Origin of the sequence: Arthrobacter alpinus (assembly GCF_001294625.1) — a bacterium.
In the GTDB taxonomy this organism is placed as follows: Bacteria; Actinomycetota; Actinomycetes; order Actinomycetales; family Micrococcaceae; genus Specibacter; species Specibacter alpinus_A.
In genome coordinates, this window is the sequence record NZ_CP012677.1 from 2,855,490 (window position 1) to 2,876,154 (window position 20,665).

At 61.0% G+C, this 20,665-nt stretch carries 19 protein-coding genes and 1 tRNA gene; 6 read left to right on the forward strand and 14 right to left on the reverse strand.

What is annotated here, in order from left to right; all coding sequences use genetic code 11:
• Complete coding sequence (gene rpoB / locus AOC05_RS12925; RefSeq protein WP_062007569.1) at positions 1-3,519, reverse strand: DNA-directed RNA polymerase subunit beta; 3,519 nt, start codon at positions 3,517-3,519, stop codon at positions 1-3.
• 430 nt (positions 3,520-3,949) lie between these two features.
• On the opposite strand from rpoB, the gene AOC05_RS12930 reads away from it, so the two are divergent.
• Positions 3,950-5,149: an acetyl-CoA C-acetyltransferase gene (locus tag AOC05_RS12930; protein ID WP_062007570.1), complete on the forward strand. Its 1,200-nt coding sequence runs from the start codon at positions 3,950-3,952 to the stop codon at positions 5,147-5,149.
• Between the two features lie 308 nt (positions 5,150-5,457).
• On the opposite strand, the gene rplL is transcribed toward AOC05_RS12930, so the two are convergent.
• From rplL to AOC05_RS12975, 9 genes are all read right to left on the reverse strand, one after another.
• On the reverse strand, positions 5,458-5,832 hold the full coding sequence (gene rplL, locus AOC05_RS12935; RefSeq protein WP_062007571.1) for a 50S ribosomal protein L7/L12: 375 nt from the start codon (positions 5,830-5,832) through the stop codon (positions 5,458-5,460).
• A gap of 100 nt (positions 5,833-5,932) precedes the next feature.
• Entirely contained in the window at positions 5,933-6,496 is a 564-nt protein-coding gene (gene rplJ / locus AOC05_RS12940; RefSeq protein ID WP_062007572.1) for a 50S ribosomal protein L10, read from the reverse strand.
• A 310-nt stretch (positions 6,497-6,806) separates the two neighbouring features.
• A complete protein-coding gene (locus AOC05_RS12945) occupies positions 6,807-7,913 on the reverse strand; it encodes a GNAT family N-acetyltransferase (protein WP_230085356.1) in 1,107 nt (368 codons plus the stop codon).
• 24 nt (positions 7,914-7,937) lie between these two features.
• Positions 7,938-8,480, reverse strand: a complete 543-nt coding sequence (locus AOC05_RS12950) for a GNAT family N-acetyltransferase (protein WP_062007574.1) — start codon at positions 8,478-8,480, stop codon at positions 7,938-7,940.
• Positions 8,481-8,588: 108 nt separating this feature from the next.
• On the reverse strand, positions 8,589-9,296 hold the full coding sequence (gene rplA, locus AOC05_RS12955; protein ID WP_062007575.1) for a 50S ribosomal protein L1: 708 nt from the start codon (positions 9,294-9,296) through the stop codon (positions 8,589-8,591).
• Positions 9,297-9,445: 149 nt separating this feature from the next.
• Positions 9,446-9,877, reverse strand: a complete 432-nt coding sequence (rplK, locus tag AOC05_RS12960; RefSeq protein WP_026555792.1) for a 50S ribosomal protein L11 — start codon at positions 9,875-9,877, stop codon at positions 9,446-9,448.
• Between the two features lie 132 nt (positions 9,878-10,009).
• Positions 10,010-10,825, reverse strand: coding sequence for a transcription termination/antitermination protein NusG (gene nusG, locus AOC05_RS12965; protein WP_062007576.1), 816 nt, complete (start codon positions 10,823-10,825; stop codon positions 10,010-10,012).
• A gap of 86 nt (positions 10,826-10,911) precedes the next feature.
• The gene (gene secE / locus AOC05_RS12970; protein ID WP_062007577.1) at positions 10,912-11,205 is read right to left on the reverse strand and encodes a preprotein translocase subunit SecE; all 294 of its coding nucleotides are present in this window, start codon (positions 11,203-11,205) and stop codon (positions 10,912-10,914) included.
• Between the two features lie 126 nt (positions 11,206-11,331).
• A tRNA-Trp gene (locus AOC05_RS12975) sits at positions 11,332-11,404 on the reverse strand.
• Positions 11,405-11,654: 250 nt separating this feature from the next.
• Here AOC05_RS12975 and AOC05_RS12980 point away from each other — a divergent pair.
• Positions 11,655-12,887, forward strand: coding sequence for a pyridoxal phosphate-dependent aminotransferase (locus tag AOC05_RS12980; RefSeq protein WP_062007578.1), 1,233 nt, complete (start codon positions 11,655-11,657; stop codon positions 12,885-12,887).
• A 39-nt stretch (positions 12,888-12,926) separates the two neighbouring features.
• Here AOC05_RS12980 and AOC05_RS12985 read toward each other — a convergent pair whose 3' ends face one another.
• A complete protein-coding gene (locus AOC05_RS12985) occupies positions 12,927-13,583 on the reverse strand; it encodes a LuxR C-terminal-related transcriptional regulator (RefSeq protein WP_062007579.1) in 657 nt (218 codons plus the stop codon).
• Complete coding sequence (locus tag AOC05_RS12990) at positions 13,580-14,854, reverse strand: ATP-binding protein (protein ID WP_062007580.1); 1,275 nt, start codon at positions 14,852-14,854, stop codon at positions 13,580-13,582. The genes AOC05_RS12985 and AOC05_RS12990 overlap by 4 nt, the downstream gene beginning before the upstream one ends.
• 115 nt (positions 14,855-14,969) lie before the next feature.
• Here AOC05_RS12990 and AOC05_RS12995 point away from each other — a divergent pair, with 115 nt between their 5' ends.
• The 4 genes from AOC05_RS12995 to AOC05_RS13010 all read left to right on the forward strand — a co-directional run bounded on the left by AOC05_RS12995 (position 14,970) and on the right by AOC05_RS13010 (position 18,543).
• A complete protein-coding gene (locus tag AOC05_RS12995; protein WP_062007581.1) occupies positions 14,970-16,271 on the forward strand; it encodes a PspC domain-containing protein in 1,302 nt (433 codons plus the stop codon).
• A 45-nt stretch (positions 16,272-16,316) separates the two neighbouring features.
• Positions 16,317-16,562, forward strand: a complete 246-nt coding sequence (locus AOC05_RS13000; protein ID WP_157374985.1) for a hypothetical protein — start codon at positions 16,317-16,319, stop codon at positions 16,560-16,562.
• 148 nt (positions 16,563-16,710) lie between these two features.
• Positions 16,711-17,736 (forward strand): 6-phosphofructokinase, encoded by a 1,026-nt coding sequence (locus AOC05_RS13005; protein ID WP_062007582.1) that lies wholly within the window; start codon positions 16,711-16,713, stop codon positions 17,734-17,736.
• A gap of 81 nt (positions 17,737-17,817) precedes the next feature.
• On the forward strand, positions 17,818-18,543 hold the full coding sequence (locus AOC05_RS13010; protein ID WP_062007583.1) for a GNAT family N-acetyltransferase: 726 nt from the start codon (positions 17,818-17,820) through the stop codon (positions 18,541-18,543).
• On the opposite strand, the gene AOC05_RS13015 is transcribed toward AOC05_RS13010, so the two are convergent.
• Complete coding sequence (locus tag AOC05_RS13015) at positions 18,506-20,002, reverse strand: DHA2 family efflux MFS transporter permease subunit (RefSeq protein WP_062007584.1); 1,497 nt, start codon at positions 20,000-20,002, stop codon at positions 18,506-18,508. The genes AOC05_RS13010 and AOC05_RS13015 overlap by 38 nt on opposite strands.
• Positions 20,003-20,045: 43 nt before the next feature.
• Complete coding sequence (locus tag AOC05_RS13020) at positions 20,046-20,609, reverse strand: PadR family transcriptional regulator (RefSeq protein ID WP_062007585.1); 564 nt, start codon at positions 20,607-20,609, stop codon at positions 20,046-20,048.
• Between the last annotated feature and the right edge of the window lie 56 nt (positions 20,610-20,665).

The window sequence follows — 20,665 nt, forward strand, 5'->3', positions numbered from 1 at the left end:
CTAAACTTCTTCGACAGAGTTAGGCTCGGCCCGTGACAGGTCAATGCCCAGCTCTTCCGCGGCCCGGAAGACTTCTTCATCCGAGTCACGCATCTCAATCGTGGTGCCATCGGTGGAAAGGACTTCCACGTTCAGGCACAGCGACTGCATTTCCTTGATAAGAACCTTGAAGGATTCCGGGATACCGGGCTCCGGGATGTTCTCTCCCTTGACGATCGCCTCGTAAACCTTCACGCGGCCGTGAATATCATCGGACTTGATCGTCAGCAGTTCCTGCAGGGTGTAAGCGGCACCGTAAGCTTCCAGGGCCCAAACTTCCATCTCACCGAAACGCTGTCCACCGAACTGGGCCTTACCGCCCAAGGGCTGCTGGGTGATCATGGAGTAGGGGCCGGTGGAGCGGGCGTGAATCTTGTCATCCACCAAGTGGTGAAGCTTCAAGATGTACATGTAGCCCACGGAAACCGGGTCCGGGAACGGCTCACCGGAGCGGCCGTCGAACAGAAGCGTCTTACCCGAGGAATCGATCAGGCGTTCGCCGTCACGAGTCACGTTCGTGGAATCGAGCAGGCCAGTGATCTCTTCATCACGGGCACCGTCGAACACGGGAGTGGCAACGTTGGTCTGACCGCTTTCACGCGGCAGGTTCGGCAAGTTCTTAACCCAGTCCGGATCGCCCTCGATCTTCCAACCGGTCTTGGCAACCCAACCCAGGTGAATTTCCAGCACCTGGCCCACGTTCATTCGACCCGGAACACCCAAGGGGTTCAAGACGATGTCAACGGGGGTGCCGTCGGCAAGGAAGGGCATGTCCTCGATCGGGAGGATCTTGGAGATGACGCCCTTGTTGCCGTGACGGCCGGCCAGCTTGTCACCATCGGTGATCTTGCGCTTGTTGGCAACGTACACACGAACCAGCTGGTTCACGCCGGGAGGCAGATCGTCGTCGGAGTCACGGTCAAAGACGCGAACGCCAATGACAGTTCCGGACTCGCCGTGGGGAACCTTCAAGGAAGTGTCGCGAACTTCACGGCTCTTCTCTCCGAAGATGGCACGGAGCAAGCGCTCTTCCGGGGTCAGCTCGGTTTCACCCTTGGGGGTGACCTTGCCTACCAGGATGTCGCCGGCTTCAACTTCTGCACCGATGTGGATGATGCCGCGCTCGTCCAGGCCAGCCAGGATTTCCTCGGAAACGTTCGGGATATCCCGGGTGATTTCCTCGGCACCAAGCTTGGTGTCGCGAGCGTCGATCTCATGCTCTTCAATGTGGATGGAGGAAAGCACATCTTCGGCAACAATGCGCTGCGAAAGGATAATGGCATCCTCGTAGTTGTGACCTTCCCAGGACATGAAAGCGACCAGAAGGTTCTTACCCAAGGCAAGCTCGCCCATGTCCGTTGCCGGACCGTCAGCGATGATGCCGCCAACTTCCAGGCGCTGGCCCTCAGAAGCCAAGACACGCTGGTTGTAGGCTGTGCCCTGGTTAGAGCGTTGGTACTTGGCGATCGGGTAGTTCGTCTCGGTGCCATCGTCGTTCAACATCACCACGATGTCTGCCGAGACCTCGGAGACTACACCTGCCTTCTTGGCGATGACAACGTCACCGGCGTCAACAGCAGTGGCGCGCTCCATGCCGGTTCCCACGAACGGGGCCTCGGACCGGACCAGCGGCACAGCCTGACGCTGCATGTTCGCACCCATCAAGGCGCGGTTGGCATCGTCATGCTCAAGGAACGGGATAAGGGCCGTAGCCACCGACACCATCTGGCGCGGGGACACGTCCATGTACTCGACCTCGTTGGCAGGGATCAGTACGGGCTCGCCGCCACCACCGCGCTGGCGGACCAGAACGGATTCCTCGGAGAAGTGGTTATCATCGTTCAACGGAGCGTTTGCCTGGGCAATAACTACGTCAACCTCATCATCGGCTGTCAGGTAATCAACCTCGTCGGAAACGAAGCCGTCCTTGACACGACGGTAAGGGGTTTCGATGAAACCGAACGGGTTGATACGTCCGTAGGAAGCCAATGAACCGATCAGACCAATGTTCGGGCCTTCCGGGGTCTCAATGGGGCACATACGGCCGTAGTGCGACGGGTGAACATCTCGGACTTCCATGCCTGCGCGGTCACGGGACAAACCGCCCGGGCCCAGCGCGGACAAGCGACGCTTGTGTGTCAGGCCGGCCAGCGGGTTATTCTGATCCATGAACTGTGACAGCTGGGACGTTCCGAAGAACTCCTTGATGGCAGCCACAACGGGACGGATGTTGATCAGTGTCTGCGGCGTGATGGCCTCGACGTCCTGCGTGGTCATGCGTTCGCGGACGACGCGCTCCATGCGGGAAAGGCCCGTGCGGACCTGGTTCTCGATGAGCTCGCCCACGGCGCGGATACGACGGTTTCCGAAGTGGTCGATGTCGTCGACGTCGACACGGAGGTCAACCTCGGCGCCGTCGCGCCTGCCCTTGGTGGTCTTGCCGCCAGCGTGCAAGGTGACCAAGTACTTGATCATGGCGACGATGTCGTCCACGCTCAGCACTGATGCCTTTTCATCGCTCAACGGCAGATCGATGCCCAGCTTGCGGTTGATCTTGTAACGGCCAACCTTCGCCAAGTCGTAGCGCTTGGAGTTGAAGTACAAGTTGTGCAGCAGCGCGTCGGCGGCGTCAACTGTCGGCGGCTCGCCCGGACGCAACTTGCGGTAGATATCCAAAAGCGCGTCTTCGCGACCGGTGGTCGCATCCTTTTCCAAGGTTGCACGGATGGAGTCGAACTCGCCGAACTCCTCCAGAATCTGGCCTTCGGTCCAGCCGAGGGCCTTCAACAGCACGGTGACCGACTGCTTGCGCTTGCGGTCAAGGCGAACGCCAACCTGGTCCCGCTTGTCAATCTCCAGTTCGAACCATGCACCACGCGAGGGGATGATCTTAGCGGTGAAGATTTCCTTGTCACTGGTCTTGTCCGCGGTGCGCTCAAAGTAAGCACCCGGGGAACGGACCAGCTGGGACACAACAACACGCTCGGTGCCGTTGATGACGAACGTGCCCTTGTTGGTCATGAGCGGGAAATCGCCCATAAACACGGTCTGTTGCTTGATTTCGCCCGTGAGGTTGTTCATGAACTCAGCCTTGACGTACAGCGGCGCGGCGTATGTGGCGTCGCGGTCCTTGCACTCATCAACTGTGAACTTGGGGTCGGCGAACTCCGGTTCCGTAAAGGACAGGGACATGGTGCCCTGAAAGTCCTCAATCGGGGAGATCTCTTCGAAGATGTCAGACAGTCCGGAGGTGACGGCCACACTGTCATCGCCAGCGTTCACGGCGGTTTCCATGCGGTTCTGCCAGCGCTCGTTGCCAACGAGCCAGTCAAAGCTCTCGGTCTGGAGTGCAAGCAGATTCGGCACGTCAAGCGGCTCGTGAATCTTTGCGAATGAGATGCGACGCGTAGCACCATCAGTGCTGTTTGAATCGATAGCGGTTGCAGCGTTATTTACATTAGAGGTGCTCGAGGCGACCAAGAGGGATCCTTCCACAGACCTGCAGGCTTGTTCTTGTGAACCCTCACCCGATTCGCCAATTGGTCATCAAACCAAGACGATCGCTGGTCAAGTAGCTCGTCCATTACCCACCGAAAAGCGGCTGCGCCAACCCTTGCGATGCGTGCTGTCCAAACTCTTGTCCTAAGCAAAGCCCACCGCTATATGAAGGCTGAAGGTTAAGAGGGATACGCAAAGAACTACATTACAGGCAAAAGGGGTCACTTGTCTACCCCACGTTCTGAAAATACGCAAGTATCAATGTTCCGGAGCCCCTCCGGGGCTGTTGGAGCGCGTCGCCACAGACTATGTTGTGGAAATTTTCTTCCCCCTCTTACTGTTAGATTCTATAGAAACGTATGCACACGTCAACGGTGATGTGTGCAGGTGATGCTTTAAGGAGTGAGCCTCAATGGCTGTAGAAGCAAACGATGTGGTAATCCTCGCCGGCGCCCGCACCCCGCAGGGACGCCTCAATGGACAACTGGCGAGTTTCACCGCCACTGAGCTAGGAGCCAAGGCAATTGCCGCCGCACTCACACGTTCAGGCATCAGCGGATCCGATGTGGACCAGGTCATCATGGGCCATGTCCTGCAGGCTGGTGCTGGTCAAAACCCTGCTCGCCAAAGCGCTGTCGGCGCCGGTATCAGCTGGGACGTCCCCGCAGTGACCATCAACAAGGTGTGTCTGTCGGGCCTCACGGCAGTGATCGACGCCGCTCGCCTGATTCGCAGCGGCGACGCCACCGTAGTGGTGGCTGGCGGCCAGGAGTCCATGACGCGTGCCCCCCACCTGCTCCCCGGCTCGCGGCAGGGCTGGACCTACGGCTCAATACAGGCGCTTGACGTGGCAGCGCACGACGGCCTCACCGACGCCTTCGACGGCGAGTCCATGGGCCTGTCCACCGAACGCGGCAATATCCGCCTGAACATCTCCCGCACGTCCCAGGACGAGGTTGCCGCCGCATCCCACCAGCGGGCAGCGGCAGCGCAGGCGGCACACGTATTTGACGAAGAGATCGTCCCTGTCGCGGTGCCGCAGCGCAAGGGCAATCCTGTCATGCTGAGCCAGGACGAGGGCATCAGAGCCAACACCACGGTGGAAACCCTTGCTGGTCTGCGCCCGGCGTTCACAGCCGACGGCGCCATCACGGCAGGCAATTCCTCTCCCCTCTCGGACGGCGCAGCGGCCCTGGTGTTGACCACCCGCGGTTACGCGGATGCGCACGGCCTGCCGTGGCTTGCCGCAGTAGGGGCTCCAGGCCAAGTCGCCGGACCCGACAACTCACTGCATTCACAGCCTTCCAACGCCATCCTCAGCGCCCTGACCAAAGCCGGCTGGACCGCCTCGGATCTGGACTTCATCGAGATCAACGAGGCCTTCGGGTCGGTTGCAGTCCAATCACTCAGGGACCTCCAATATCCCTTGGCGAAGTGCAATATCCACGGCGGCGCCATCGCACTGGGACACCCCATCGGCACCTCAGGCGCCAGGCTGGCCCTGCACGCCGCCTTCGAACTGAGCCGCCGAGGCTCTGGAAAAGCAGCCGTGTCGCTTTGCGGCGGCGGAGGTCAGGGGGAAGCGCTCCTGCTGTTCCGCGACGCGCAGTGAGCCTGTCACCGGGGAGGCCATACCAGGGTAGCTGCTGACGCCCCAGGGCCGAGGCCTGGCCGTTGAGATCTTTGGCCGCCCTGCCGCGAATTCCCTCGCTGAGGCCGCCGCCCTGATGAGCATTGAACCCGGCGGCCGGTCAATCTCGTGGCCCAAACTACGTCAAATGGTGGGCGTGAACAAGCTCCAGCTGCCCACGCCCGAGGTTGCCTTGGCTCTGTGCCGACACCGTCGCCTTGACAACGGCTTGAGGGCGCAAAGAAGCCCCGCACCAATCGGTGCGGGGCTTCTTTTGAAAGGCGAGGTGATTACTTGAGGGTAACCGTGGCGCCGGCAGCTTCGAGAGCTTCCTTGGCCTTCTCAGCAGCTTCCTTGGTGGCGCCTTCGAGGACAGCCTTGGGAGCGGAGTCAACGACGTCCTTAGCTTCCTTGAGGCCGAGGGACGTGATGGCGCGCACCTCCTTGATGACTGCAATCTTCTTGTCGCCAGCAGCTTCGAGGATAACGTCGAATTCGGTCTGCTCTTCAGCTTCTTCAGCTGCGCCGCCAGCAGGACCGGCAACTGCAACAGCAGCAGCGGTAACTTCGAAGGTCTCTTCGAAGAGCTTGACGAACTCAGAGAGCTCGATGATGGTCAGTTCCTTGAAAGCTGCAATGAGCTCGTCGTTGGTGAGCTTAGCCATGTGTGGCGCTCCTTCTGTGTACTTGCCCCGGGGGGCGAATCAAAGTACCTAAGTCCTCATGGATTTAGGGAAGAACTTGAGGGACGAATCCCATGAGGTTTTAGGCCTCGGTGGTCTCAGCGGCCGGAGCCTCTTCTGCGACGGGTGCTTCCTCAGCGGCCGGAGCCTCTTCAACGGGAGCATCTTCGGCAAGCTTGAGACGCAGGGCGTCGATGGAGCGCACAGCGGCGGCCATCGGTGCCTTGAGGATGCCTGCAACCTTGGCCAGCTGCAGCTCGCGGGACTCCAGGGCCGCCAGGGCGGCAACCTCAGAGGCATTCAGAGATCTACCTTCGAAGAAACCGGTCTTGATGACCAGCGCCTTGTTGGTTTTTGCAAAATCCGTCAGGCTCTTTGCTGCCGCAACAGCGTCACCCTTGATGAATGCAATGGCGGTGGGGCCGCTGAGCTGACCTTCGAAAGCGTCAACACCAGCTTCCTTAGCCGCAATGGCAGTCAGAGTGTTCTTTACAACCGAGAACTTGGTGTCCTGGCCGAGAGAAACGCGCAGCTCTTTGAGCTGTGCAACGGTGAGCCCACGGTATTCGGTTAGGACTGCTGCAGTGGAATCGTTGAAATCTTGCTTGATTTCTGCAACCGCAGCCACCTTTGTTGGCGTTGCCATAACCCTCCTTCCGGGAATTAGTGCCGGTCTTTGCAGTCCTGCCCAGAGCTTCCCGAAAGAGAGGCAATCTGGACAAACAAAACGCCCCGCACAGATGTACGGGGCGTTAGTGGCAGTGGATCCATGGGTTCACCCCACGTTCAACACTGCCTAAGCTTTGTGCACCTGCGCTGGCCGTCCATACATGGACTTTCGGATGAAAAATCGCCCGTTTCCAAGGCAAAATGGCACATGCTGCGCCACTCACAATGGGGTTGATTTCCACCGACCGACGGTCTTTGGTTCTCTAAGAATACAGGATCGGGTGGGCCTACTCCAAATCGAAGTCCTTGCGCCACTGGCCGGTAACGCCGGCAGCAACAAAGCCAAGCCGGGCATTCACTTTCAACATGTAAGAGTCGTCCGCAGCGTTCCAGGTATAGACAACCCGGGACTGCGGGAACTCTCGCGCCAGCATTTCAAGGTTGGCAACCTTGATCATCAGCCCCAGTTCCTTGCCCCGATGCCCAACCTCCACCACAGTGTCGTCCTGGAAAACGACGTCGCCCCGGTTTCCCAACACCGAAATTGACGTGAACCCGACAAGCCTCCCCGTGGACACGCATTCGGCAGCAGTGACCAGGGAACGCCGACCCGATTCCACCGATAGGATCTCCGCTTCACGCAGCCTGTCCACACCCCACGCAGCACCCTCGCCAGCCGTGTCGTCAGTGCTCACGGGAGTATTGCCCAGCTGTTCCTGGCCGTTCTCCAAAAAGACGATATCGGCCGCCCAGCGTTCCGGACACCTGTCCACCCATTGGTGCACCGCATACGCATCCCCGTGGGCTCCACGGGCCAGCACTGAGAGCTCGAGCGCCACCGCAGGGTCAAGGGGCAGCAGACAGGAGCCGAATTGTTCAACTCGTTCCAGCGCATACCCGGCACTGAAAGCAAACCGGGTCTCCCGGCTGTTCATCGGCAACTCTCCAAAACCGTTCGCAGCCTTGAGAACCTCGGCGTCGCCCGTCCACAGACTCGCTGCGGCGTGATTGGTTTCAACCACAACCACCCTGCGGTTCTCGCCGCGAACAAAGGTCTCGGCGGCAGCCAGGAGCTGGCGTCCTATGCCGTGCCCCTGTGTCTGGGGCAGGACATCAAGGGTCACATGGGCCAGTTCTGTTGTGTCGTCTAGGGGCATCGCAATGCCTGCACGGCCCACGATCTCACCATCGAGACGAGCCACGAGCATCACGTACCACTCGTAAGGATCCTGGCAAACGGCAAGAAGTTCGGCGCCCGTGTACGCCAGATCGTCATTTCCCCAAGCGTTGATCCGCACCTGCCGGGACACATCAACGGCACGGAGAAAGTCCTGGCCGCCTTCGCCATCAAGCGTCTGGGGCACGCGCAATTGTTCGATCCGGATATCAGTCATCTTTGTTGCTCCTGAAAACATGCTTTAGAGAGGCCTGAGCATGAGGTAGTCGTGCTCGACCCGGCTCCCCAATTGAAAACTCTTGTGTCCAGCCACAGTGAAACCGTGCTTCTCATAGAAGGTCTTGGCGCGGAGGTTCTCAGTATTGACCCCCAACCAGACCTGCGGGCTTCCCTGGTCAGCGGCCCATTGTAGGCTCGCTGCCATAACGGCTGCGCTGATCCCCATCCCGTGGCAATCCGGATGGGCATAACATTTACTCATTTCCACGGATGGGCCGTTGAATGCCGCCAGCACATCCGCGTCCGATGACGGGCCGTCAACCATCATGGTGTAGGCAAGCAAGTGTTGCTCCCCCTTCCCGAGGCCGCCTTCGGCGACGAACAGTATCCGCTGCGGGTCGCTGAGATACCGGGCAAAGGACACTGCGCTTAATTCCGAGGCAATAAAGGCGGCGATGTTTTCGGGCTCGCTGCTGGTCGGGCAAGCCAGCGGAAACGTCAAGGCAGCAAGTTCAGCCAGAGAGGCAGCATCTGCCACGGTGGCCTGTCGAATTGTGAAGTCCATTGAACGGCTTTCCAAATTGTGGGGCTGCTTGTGAATCCAACCATACAAAAAAGGGAGGGCTGGTGCAGCTATTCGCTACACCAGCCCTCCCCACAATAAAACCAAGCCTTAGACCTCAGTCAAGACCTTCGTGGCCGCAGGATCCACGGAAATGCCGGGGCCGAACGTCGTGGCGACGGTGGCCTTCTGCAGGTAGCGGCCCTTGGAAGCGGACGGCTTCAAACGAAGCACCTCTTCCAGTGCTGCCGCGTAGTTCTCAGCCAGCTTGATCTCGTCGAAGGAGACCTTGCCGATGATGAAGTGAAGGTTGGAGTGCTTGTCGACGCGGAAGTCGATCTTTCCACCCTTGATGTCATTGACAGCCTTGGCGACGTCGTTCGTTACCGTACCGGTCTTCGGGTTCGGCATGAGGTTACGCGGGCCAAGAACCTTACCCAAACGGCCAACCTTACCCATGAGGTCGGGGGTGGCAACGGCTGCATCGAAGTCGGTCCAGCCGCCCTGGATCTTTTCGATCAGTTCGTCGGTGCCAACAAAGTCAGCGCCAGCTGCAATAGCAGCCTCGGCGCGCTCACCGGTTGCGAAAACCAGAACACGTGCCGTCTTACCGGTACCGTGAGGCAGGTTCACTGTGCCGCGGATCATCTGGTCAGCCTTGCGAGGGTCTACACCCAAGCGGAAGGCAACCTCGACGGTCGCGTCGAACTTGGAGGGGTTGGTTGCCTTGGCGAGCTTGATGGCCTCGAACGGTGCGTAAAGTTTCTCCGCATCGATCTTGGCTACGGCTGCCTCATATGCTTTGCTGCGCTTTGCCATGCTGCTGTTTCTCCTTGTGCAGTTGTGGTCGTTAGGACCGCGCGGGCCCTGCCACTACGTCCGCCGGCGCACACCCTAAGGTGAGGGGTCCGGCGTCGTTCTGAATGTTTATGTGTGCCCAAACGGGCGTAAAGCAAAGTCTAAAAGACTTAGGCCTCGACGGTGATACCCATGGAGCGGGCGGTGCCGGCGATGATCTTCTCGGCGCCTTCGATGCTGGTGGCGTTGAGGTCGACCAGCTTCTGGGTGGCGATCTCGGTTACCTGTGCCTTGGTCAGCTGAGCAACCTTGACGGTGTGCGGGGTAGCTGAACCCTTGGCGACGCCTGCAGCCTTTTTGATGAGCTCTGCAGCCGGCGGGGTCTTGGTGATGAACGTAAATGAACGGTCTTCGTAAACCGTGATTTCCACGGGGATAACGTTTCCGCGCTGGGATTCCGTTGCAGCGTTGTACGCCTTGCAGAATTCCATGATGTTGACGCCGTGCTGACCAAGTGCCGGACCGATGGGCGGTGCCGGGTTAGCGGCGCCTGCCTGGATCTGCAGCTTGATAAGGCCGGTGACCTTCTTCTTGGGAGCCAATGTAGGGTCCTTCTCTCAATATCTTTCCTAGGACGACGGAGCGCGTCCAAGGTGGGTGGCCGAATGGCGTCCGGCCGAACGCTGCCCGGCAACAAAGCTTATAGTTGCCGTTCAGCGAAATTAGTGGTTCAACTAGATCTTGGTGACCTGGTTGAAGGCGAGCGTAACCGGGGTTTCGCGCTCGAAGATGGAAACCAGCACAACCAGCTGCTGCGTCTCGGGCTTGATCTCTGAGATCGTGGCGGACAAGGTCTCGAAGGGACCGTCCTTGACGATGACGGCTTCGCCGACTTCAAAGTCGATGTCCGCATCCAGGGGATCGTGACGCAACGGAATACCGGACTCCTCCGCCTGCTGCTCCTCGAAGATCGGGGCCAGCATGGAGAACACTTCATCCAGACGCAACGGCACGGGATTGTGTGCGTTGCCCACGAAGCCGGTAACGCCGGGCGTGTGGCGAACAACACCCCAGGAGGCGTCCGTCAGGTCCATGCGGACCAGAACGTAGCCGGGGATGCGAACACGGTTCACAACCTTGCGCTGGGCGTTTTTGATCTCCACGACTTCTTCCATGGGGACCTGGACTTCGAAGATGAAATCTTCCATGTTCAGCGAGAGGCTGCGTGATTCAAGGTTGACCTTGACACGATTTTCATAGCCGGCGTAGGAGTGGATGACATACCAGTCACCCTCCTGGCGGCGCAGCTTGGCCTTGAACTCCTCGGCCGGATCCACCTCGGGCTCGGCGTCAGCCTCAGTGACGTCAACCTCAGCCTCGGTGACCTCTTCGAGAGCGTCTTGGGGTTCGACGTCGTCCGTGCCAGTGGCGACGGAATCGTCGCCATCTACTGCCTCGGCTGCATCAAGGTCGGCACTGATGGCAGTATCAGCGACCACAGTGTCCAGGTCCTGCTCACTGTAAGTTGCCTCGGGCTCCTGCTCAGACACGAATTTCCTGCTTTCCTTGTGCGTTTCTTAAATGGCTCAAACCGACCCATGCCGTGTTCACAGCGGGGCCGGCCAAAGTTCAGCGTCTACTGCTCGCCACTGACGTTGCCGCCGAAGACCCAAAGCACGGCCTTGCCGAAACCCAGATCCAACACGGTGACAATCGCCATAACGATGACCACGAATACCAGCACGACGGCGGTCATGTTGATCAACTCTTTGCGAGTGGGGGTGACAACCTTTTTCATCTCACCAATGACTTGGCGGAGGAAGATCGCAATGCGAGCGAAGAAACCAGGTCCTGAGGACTTGTTAGTCTTCTTTGCAGAGCGGCCCTTGGAGTTGCTTGCCGAAGTATCGGTCACCAGTGCCTCACTCAATCATTAGTTGGGATGACCCAGCGCTCGTCGTGTGGACAAGCGCGTGTCGCGTGCATTTTATTCGCTAGACGGAGATGGGTTTGGTCCACCTAGAAACCAGTGAACCAAACCCGCTAAGCCTATGCGCAGGGCAGACAGGACTCGAACCTGCAACCTGCGGTTTTGGAGACCGCTGCGCTACCAATTGCGCCACTACCCTATGAAACAAATACCTTGCAGAACCAAAAATTTCCGGTCCCACTGATGCTCTTTGCCATGAATAACTTACCGTCTTGAACAGCTGTTTTCCAAACCAGCGCCAAGGCGTGCACCATCGTGGAGGTTTTGCACCAGTTATTCATTCTACGCATTCTTAGCGCGGTACGTCGAACCGGGTGCGCAATGCGCCTAAAGTGGGGGGTGATGAAGTTTGCAATTTTTAAGCTCACCCTTGAAAAGAAAGTACCTCGATGTCTGCCGAACTGACAGCTAAGAACTCCACCGGGCGCCGCGTGTCCGCCCGAATCGCCGCCATTGCCGAGTCAGCCACGCTGGCTGTTGACGCCAAGGCCAAGGCCCTTAAGGCAGCTGGGCGCCCCGTCATCGGGTTTGGTGCCGGTGAGCCCGATTTCCCGACCCCCAGCTACATTGTCGACGCGGCCATTAACGCCGCCCGGCAGCCCAAGTTCCACCGCTACTCCCCAGCCGCCGGCCTCCCCGAGCTGAAGGCAGCCATCGCCGCCAAGACCCTGCGCGACTCCGGATACCCGGCGGACCCCTCCCAGGTGCTAGTGACCAATGGTGGCAAGCAGGCCGTGTATGAGTCCTTCGCCACCTTGCTGGATCCAGGTGACGAGGTACTGTTGCCTACCCCGTACTGGACCACGTACCCGGAAGCCATCCGCCTGGCCGGCGGCGTCCCTGTGGACGTGTTTGCCGGGCCCGAACAGGGCTATCTCGTCACGGTCGAGCAGTTGGAAGCGGCCCTGACACCGCGCACCAAGATCTTGCTGTTCGTCTCCCCGTCCAACCCGACAGGCGCTGTTTATTCCCCCGAGCAAACCCGTGAGATCGGTTTGTGGGCAGCGTCCAAGGGTTTGTGGGTCATCACCGATGAAATCTATGAACACCTCACCTACGACGCCGTGCCGTTCACCTCGATCGCGACAGCCGTCCCGGAACTTGGTGACAAGGTTGTCATTCTCAACGGAGTTGCCAAGACCTATGCCATGACCGGCTGGCGGGTGGGATGGATGATCGCGGCCCCCGACGTTATCAAGGCCGCCACGAACATGCAGTCTCATGCCACCTCCAACGTTGCCAACGTCTCCCAGATGGCCGCTCTGGCCGCCGTGGCCGGGCCGCTGACGGCAGTGGATGAGATGAAAGTGGCCTTTGACCGCCGTCGCAAGGCCATGGTTGCGGGCCTGAACGCGATTGACGGCGTCGAATGCCCCACCCCGCACGGCGCCTTCTACGCCTACGCCGATGTCCGCGGACTGCTCGGCAAGGAAATCGCAGGTGAGCGCCCCGCGACGTCGGCCGAACTGGCGGCGCTAATCCTGGAAAAGGTGGAGGTTGCCGTGGTGCCAGGCGAGGCGTTTGGCCCCAGCGGCTACATCCGGCTCTCCTACGCCCTTGGCGACGAAGACCTGGCCACCGGCATTTCCCGCCTGCAGGAATTCCTGGGCACCGCCAAATAACGACGACGGCCGGTGGTCGGGCATCTCGACCACCGCTCGTTAGAGCAGACGGCGGTCGGCGGCCCAGCGGGTGAGTTCGTGGCGGGAGGAGAGCTGGAGCTTGCGCAGCACCGCGGAGACGTGTGATTCAACGGTTTTGATGGAGATGAACAGGGCCTTGGCTACCTCCTTGTACGAGTAGCCCCGGGCAATGAGGCGCATGACTTCCAGTTCACGGGCCGAGAGCCGGTCCAGCTCATCCTCAACAGCAACCTCTGCGGTGCCGAAGGCGTCAAGCACAAAACCGGCCAGGCGCGGCGAGAACACCGCGTCCCCGCCCGCCACGCGCCGGACTGCGTCGGAGATTTCAGCCCCGGAAATCGACTTTGTCACGTAGCCGCGGGCGCCGGCGCGAATCACAGCCACCACGTCTTCGGCGGCGTCGGACACGCTCAGGGCAAGGAATTTGGTGCCGGGCATCACCGCCGCACAGCCGGCGATGACTTCCCGCCCGCCCTGCCCTCTGCCGCCGGGAAGGTGAACGTCCAGCAACACCACATCTGGCTGGTGGCGCACAACCTCGGCAACAGCCTCTTCAACGGTGGCCGCTTCTGCCAGGACCAGGAGGTCAGGGTCCAGGTCCGCTTTTAGGCCGGATCGGAAGATGGCATGGTCATCGACCACCACTACACGGATCGGTTGGGCTGCTTCGGTCATCGTGCGTCCTCATGGTTGCTCGTCTCGCTGGGCAGGTGCAGGCGCACCTCGGTCCCGCTGGCTGAACTAATGATCTCAGCTGTTCCGCCGTTGCGGGACATCCGGCCCAACAAGGACTCCCTGACCCCGAGACGGTCGGCCGGGATAGCAGCTATGTCAAAGCCGGCCCCCCTGTCCTTGACGAACACGTCCACACCCTTCACCCCGGCCTCAACATAGACCGAGACAGCCGTCCCGCCGTGCCGGACACCGTTGAGCACCGCCTCGCGGGTGGCCTGAACAAGTGCCTGACTGCGGTCGTTCAGCTCGGCGTCGCCCACCGTCACCACTTCCACGCCCTGCCCGTAAAGGTCCTCGATTTCGGCGCAAACCCCCTTGACCCTGGCCACCAACTGGCCGCCGTTCTGGCTGGCATCTTGATAGATCCATTCCCGCAGTTCGCGTTCCTGCGCCCTTGCCAAACGAGTCACATCCGCGGCGGAATTGGCACTTTTTTGGATCAGGGCCAAAGTTTGCAGCACCGAGTCATGCAGGTGCGCGGCAATCTCCGCCCGTTCCGTTTCACGGATGCGCCCTGCCCTTTCACTTTGAAATTCCCGCCAAAACTTTAGCGCCCACGGCGCAAGGACCAGCGCCACACCGGCAAGCACTGCCAAGGAAGCCACTACCGACGCCCACACCAGCGACCACGACCCAGTTCCCGTCACAATGACAAGGACCCCGGCAATGACAAGCACAATGCCACCGCCCAGGCGCAGCAAGGCGATGGGCGTGTCCATCTTGGCGGCGCTGAGAAGCCCCACACGGCGGGTGTTGTCCAATTGCATCCACGCCAAAACAGCGCCCACAGCAATGACCAGCAGCGGAATTAGGGTCCCCAGCTGCAGGTTCAAGCCCCATTGTTGCCCCGCCAAGATGACGGCCGCCATCACCAGCGCGCCACCGATCAACACCTCCTTGAAGCCGATCGAAAGTTTCTGGCGTTGGACGACGGGGCCGGCCTCCTCAGGGGCGCCGTCGGCTGGGCGGAAGAGGCGCAGGCGCGGGTTGCCGTCGGCGTCGAGAAGTGTTGTGCCGTCGCCGGCCTGCTCCCCTTCCATGGGAACCAGCAGCCACAGCCAGGCGTAAAAGAGCAGACCGGCACCAAAAAACAGGCTCGCGCCAACCATCAGGGCCCGCACCAGCCCCACCTTCAGGCCAAGGTGTCCGGCCAGTCCGCCACAAACCCCGGCAACAATACGTTGCTGGGAACGGTACATCTTTGCGCTCATGAGCCAATCCAAGCATGCCCCGCACCCTCTGCACCGATTCCTCGGGGGCCGTTCAGGGTTCTTTCAGGGTCACCCCCGATGTTCAGCGGCCTGCCCGGACGGACATGATTGAACCATGAACACCTCCAATGAGAACCCAGAGCAGGCCACAGTGCCGGATCCTGACCAACAAGTCCCCGTCCCCTCCCCTGAATCGGCAAGGTTTTACCAGTGGCTTCGTGGTTTGGGTGTGCAGCGTGGCAGCCACCGCTGGGTCGGTGGCGTGTGCGGCGGGCTGGCGGACAAATGGGGCATCGACCCCGTTGTAGTGCGTGGCCTGGCCGTGGTGCTGAGCCTGTTTTTCGGTGTCGGCCTGCTGGCCTATGGCGTGGCATGGGCTTTGCTGCCTGAACCCGACGGGCGCATTCATGTGCAGGAAGTGGGCCGCGGGCACTGGTCAGCGGGCATGACAGGGGCGGCGGCGCTGACCGTTGTGGGCCTGGCCGGGCCCGGCCAGGGGTTCCTCTTTGACAGGAACGACGGCGGGTTCCTCTGGCCGCTGTTCTGGATTGCCGGCGTGGGTGCCGTGATCTACTGGGCCATCAACCGTGACAAGGACAAGGATTCCAGCCCGTCACCGGCGCAAGGACGCCAGGACGCCCCCCAGGAGCAGGCCCGGTCCTGGTCTGGCCCCACTTGGCCGGGCAGCGGCCCCGGCGGTGCCCAGCCCCTGAACTACGCTGGTGAGCAGCCGTACCGGCCAGACCCGCGGCTGTATATCAAGCACAAGCGCGCCACATCACGACTCGGTGCCGCGGCAAGTTTTCTGGTGCTGGGCATGGCCGCCGTGGTTGGCGCAACGGTACTGCTTCTGGAAGCCACCGGCGTCATTGATCTGAACGGATACCAAACCGGGATTGCCGCGGCCGCAGCTGCCGTCACTGCGGGTGTGGGCATCATTGTGGCCGGAGTCATGGGCCGGACTGCCGGCGGGCTGGGCACGTTCGCCGTTGTCATGCTGGTGTTGGCCGGGCTCATGAGCCTGCCGGCGCAGAACAGCGCGTTCATCGCCTTCAACAGCAGCACCTGGACCCCACAAAGCATCAGCGCGGCCGAGGACGGACGGACGGTGGTCCTGGGCAACGCAACCCTTGACCTCACCCTGGTCAGCGACGGCACCCCGCTCAAGGCCGATGTCCAGATACCAGTGGACCTGGTCGTTTCCAGCGTCACCATCAAGGTTCCGGACAACATCCCGGTGAGCATCAAGAGTGAACTGGCGGCAGCCTCACTGACCATCAATGGCGATAACAATGGCGGCGTGCTGGCCGAGCAGACCACCACAGCCATCAACCCGGCGTCGACAGGCCCGGGTCTTGTCATCATCTTGCAGGGGGCCGCAAGCAATATCAGCGTGATCACGGTCCCGGCCCCCTGACACCGAACGACTGCCCTGCAACTAATGAACTTTATGGAGCACATCATGGAAAATCCCGCAGAACCCGTAAATCTCCCCTACGAAACACCTCCGGAAGCCCACCACCGTGCTCCGGCGCGTGTAGGCACTGTGGTCTGGGGCGCCGTCGTTGTCCTCATTGCCGCCTTGATCATTGTCAGCAGCCAGCTGGAGCTGTCCCTGGACGCGGCCCAAACCGCCATGTGGCTCCTGTTGGGAGCAGGTGTTGCCATGGTGACGGCCGGCGCCGTCAACCTCTTTCGCAAGAAGTAGCGCCAACGCGGAACTGCTGACCCACGCCGTTCACAAAGCGGGTCAGCAGTTGCCTCCATCACATGACCGCATAGAATGTCCTAGAGAGGAGCTCAATGGTGCGCTCGTGTACACATTGACCCCATCCCTTGAAGGGCCTGAATTTCATATGAAGATCGGTATTCTCACCAGCGGCGGCGACTGCCCCGGACTAAATGCGGTTATCCGAGGAATTGTTCTCAAGGGCATCAAGGTCTACGGCCACGAATTTGTGGGGTTCCGTGACGGCTGGCGCGGCGTGGTGGAGGGCGACATCATGGACCTGCCCCGCCAAAGCGTGCGCGGCATTTCCAAACAAGGCGGCACCATCTTGGGCACCTCCCGCACCAACCCGTTCGAGGGCAATGGCGGGCCAGAGGTCATCAAGGCGCACATGGAGCGCCTTGGCATCGACGCCATGATCGCCATTGGCGGCGAAGGCACCCTCGCAGCCGCCCGCCGCCTCACCGACGCCGGACTGAAGATCGTGGGCGTGCCCAAGACCGTCGACAACGACCTCGACGCCACCGACTACACCTTCGGCTTCGACACGGCCGTGCAAATCGCCACCGAGGCCATCGACCGACTCCGCACCACGGGCGAATCCCACCACCGCTGCATGATCGCCGAGGTCATGGGCCGCCATGTGGGCTGGATCGCGCTGCACGCGGGCATGGCGACCGGCGCCCACGCGGTGCTTATCCCGGAGCAAAGGACCAGCATTGAGCAGATCGTTGAATGGGTGCAAGAAGCCCGGGACCGCGGCCGCGCACCCCTGATTGTGGTGGCAGAGGGCTTTGTCCCGGACCACCAGGACTCCGCCCATTCCGAACGCGGGCTGGACACCTTTGGGCGTCCCCGCCTTGGCGGTATTTCCGAGCAGCTGGCTCCCGAAATCGAGGCCCGCACCGGCATCGAGACGCGTGCCACCATCCTGGGCCACATCCAGCGTGGCGGGGTCCCCTCCAGCTTTGACCGTGTTCTGGCCACCCGCCTGGGCATGGCCGCCGTCGACTCCGTGGTGGAGGGACGCTGGGGCACCATGGTATCCCTGAAGGGCACCGAGATTGAGCACGTCCCCTTCGAGGCGGCGCTTGGCAACCTCAAGACTGTTCCGCAGCACCGCTACGACGAGGCCGCCATCCTCTTCGGCTAAACCCCAATTGCCCCCATAATCGGGCCCTCGGTCGCCGCGCCAGCGTCTGCCGGGGAGTCCGTGGGGAGTAGCGTTTAACTTATGACTTTTGATCTGAGTTCTGCCCCGATTGTTCGCCTAGCCTGGGAGCGGGGTCTAGGTCTGCCCACGGATTCGCTGGTGATGGGCGCTGACCGCACCCGCATCACCCACCCAGTCGATGGCGGCGGGCTCACCTTCATCCGGCTCTGGGATCAGGCCATCCTCACCGGCCCCGCCGCCGTCCTGCACGCCGTGGCCGCGTACAGTGACGACCAGCTCAGCGATCATGCGGTGATGCTGCGCTTGACGCGGGACTTCGGCGGGCGCGGGCACGGCACCCAAACCTTGTACTACGCCGATGACCTGGCCGTGCACCAGCCCGCGGGCACAGTGACCCTCTCCCACGGGAATCCGGAGGCTGTTGCGCTTCAGGCGCTGTGCCCGCCCGACGATGTGAACGACGCCGGGATTGGCATGCTGGAGCACAAGTTCACGCTCATGGGCGCACCTGGCTCCGAGGAGCAGGACGCGTACGACGCCGGCCCGGTCGCCTCCAGCGCGTACGCCCAGTACCAAGGGCTGCTGGCAACGATGGGCACCTTGGTTGCCCCGACCCACAGGCGGCAGGGGCTTGGCCTGCTGGCCACCAACATTGCCGCGCATGAGGCTTTGGCTGAAGGGCTTATTGTGCAGTGGCAGGCTGACGTGAACAACGCAGCCGCCCACGCACTGGCAATCTCGGCGGGCTTTAGTGTCGCTGGTCTGAAGACATCGGTTTCACTTTAAAGTCAGCATAGATGGCGTCCACGGCACGCGGCTTGCTGAAGAAGATCACTGCCGCGGCACCAATCAGAACCACAGCAGCCGGCAGGACGATTGATTGCGACATGGCGGTTGCGAATCCTGCCCGGAGAGCCTCCGGCAACTGCCCGGACGCCCCGGAGACCCCCTGCGAGGCACCTGCAGGCATCTCAGCCGCGAGCCGGGAGGTGATGAGCACGGCGATGGCGGCACTGCCCAGAACCGAGCCGATCTGGCGGGTCGTATTGTAAATCCCGGCACCGGCGCCCGCTTCACGCGGCCCCAGGTTGCGGGTGGCCGACGTCGACAAGGGAGCCCAGATGCCTGAGCTGGCGATGCCCAACAGACCACTCGGGAGCAGGAACAGCCAGATGGCCGTGTCCGGGCTCATCAGGGCCGAGGTCCACAGCAGGGAAATTGACATCAGGATGAATCCAACAAAGGCCACATAGCGGGGATTAACAATGTCCACCAACTTGCCAACGAAGGGTGCCAGAACGCCGGAGAACAGGGCCATGGGGACCATCATCAGTGCCGACTGGGTGGGCGTCATGCCCCTAACCAGCTGGTAGTAAAAGAAGAGTGGCAAGCTCATGGCGGTGATGCTGAAGCCCATGCCCGTGATCGCGATGTTGGCCAGAGAGAAGTTGCGGACCTTGAACAGGTTCAAGGGGACCAGCGGTTCACCCTTGTTGATGGCCTGCCAGCCAACAAACAGGCCAAGGAACACGATCCCGGCAATGATCAGGCCCCACACGGAAATGGGTCCGGCGATGGTGCCCCAGTCGTACTTGGCGCCTTCCTGAATGCCAAAGACAAGCATGAACAAACCGATGGAGCTCAGCGCAACACCTAGCAGATCAAACTTATGGTCGTGTGTTTTCAAGGAGGGCACCAGCCGCCAGGCCATAACGAACGCCACGATACCGACGGGCACGTTGACAAAGAAAATCCATTCCCAACCCAACCCGTCCACCAGGACTCCGCCAAGGATGGGGCCCACCAGCATGGCGACACCGGCCGTGGCGCCCCAAAGGCCCATGGCCGGTCCACGCTTGTCAGGGGCGAAGATGCGAGTGATGACGGCCATGGTTTGCGGCGTCATCATGGCCGCTCCCAAGCCCTGCACCACACGGGCAATGATCAGCATGCTGATGTCACCGGAGAAACCGCACCACAAGGAGGCCAAGGTGAACACACTCAGGCCGATGAGGTACAGATTTTTGGGGCCATATTTGTCACCGAGGCGGCCGGCGACAAGCAACGGCACCGCATAGGCCAGAAGGTAGGCGCTGGTGACCCAGATGACGGAGTTGATGTCGGTGTTCAGGCCCTCCATGATTTTCGGGTTGGCCACCGAGACGATGGTTGAATCGACAAGAATCATGAAGAAGCCAAGCACGAGTGCCCATAACGCGGGCCACGGTTTTGCCACGGTTTCCATGGGGAGTCCTTAGTTTAGAAAAATATGTATGGTGGCGGTTTGCTCACCAGGCCAGGGTGCCGGCGGTAAGCTCCGCGCACAGCCCGTGGACCCACTGAGTCTCGGCCGTCAGCATCGCCTGTTGGTACTCGATATCGATTAAATAGCGGCGTTCAACGCCTTGGGACCGGGCTTCTGCGGCACCTTGACCCAGATCGGCCAGATCGACCTCCAAGGCGTGGATCCTCTGGTCCAAGAGGTCAACCACGACGCCGGCTGGCAGGTTGTGCGCCTCGTCCAGGGCCTGGGGGAAGCTGGGGAATTCATTCACGGGGGTGGACAGCAAATCCTTGATGCGGGCGTCCAAGGCGACCTTGCCCGGGGGCAATATTGCATAGGTGGTCCGTTCCGGCCGGTTCCCGTCCCGCTCGGTACCTACTGGCTCCACCAGCCCGGCAGAGGCGAGTCTGCCTACCGTGTGGTAGAGCGTTCCCGGCCTGACTTTCACCAGGCGGTCCTCATGCCGTTGCATCAGCACCTGGTACATCTCGTAGGGATGCATGGGGCGTTCCACAAGGAGCCCGAGGGCGCAGATGCCCAGCGGCGTCAATTGCGAATTTCTTGTCACATCCCCTGCCCTCCCGAAAGGTATTCCACGAGAATTATTCCACGTGGACTAATCGC

Coding starts and splice junctions, on each gene's coding strand:
- AOC05_RS12930 (WP_062007570.1), top strand. CDS start 3,950: ATGGCTGTAGAAGCAAACGATGTGGTAATCCTCGCCGGCGCCCGCACC.
- rplL (WP_062007571.1), bottom strand. CDS start 5,832: ATGGCTAAGCTCACCAACGACGAGCTCATTGCAGCTTTCAAGGAACTG.
- rplJ (WP_062007572.1), bottom strand. CDS start 6,496: ATGGCAACGCCAACAAAGGTGGCTGCGGTTGCAGAAATCAAGCAAGAT.
- AOC05_RS12945 (WP_230085356.1), bottom strand. CDS start 7,913: ATGACTGATATCCGGATCGAACAATTGCGCGTGCCCCAGACGCTTGAT.
- AOC05_RS12950 (WP_062007574.1), bottom strand. CDS start 8,480: ATGGACTTCACAATTCGACAGGCCACCGTGGCAGATGCTGCCTCTCTG.
- rplA (WP_062007575.1), bottom strand. CDS start 9,296: ATGGCAAAGCGCAGCAAAGCATATGAGGCAGCCGTAGCCAAGATCGAT.
- AOC05_RS12980 (WP_062007578.1), top strand. CDS start 11,655: ATGTCTGCCGAACTGACAGCTAAGAACTCCACCGGGCGCCGCGTGTCC.
- AOC05_RS12985 (WP_062007579.1), bottom strand. CDS start 13,583: ATGACCGAAGCAGCCCAACCGATCCGTGTAGTGGTGGTCGATGACCAT.
- AOC05_RS12990 (WP_062007580.1), bottom strand. CDS start 14,854: ATGAGCGCAAAGATGTACCGTTCCCAGCAACGTATTGTTGCCGGGGTT.
- AOC05_RS12995 (WP_062007581.1), top strand. CDS start 14,970: ATGAACACCTCCAATGAGAACCCAGAGCAGGCCACAGTGCCGGATCCT.
- AOC05_RS13000 (WP_157374985.1), top strand. CDS start 16,317: ATGGAAAATCCCGCAGAACCCGTAAATCTCCCCTACGAAACACCTCCG.
- AOC05_RS13005 (WP_062007582.1), top strand. CDS start 16,711: ATGAAGATCGGTATTCTCACCAGCGGCGGCGACTGCCCCGGACTAAAT.
- AOC05_RS13010 (WP_062007583.1), top strand. CDS start 17,818: ATGACTTTTGATCTGAGTTCTGCCCCGATTGTTCGCCTAGCCTGGGAG.
- AOC05_RS13015 (WP_062007584.1), bottom strand. CDS start 20,002: ATGGAAACCGTGGCAAAACCGTGGCCCGCGTTATGGGCACTCGTGCTT.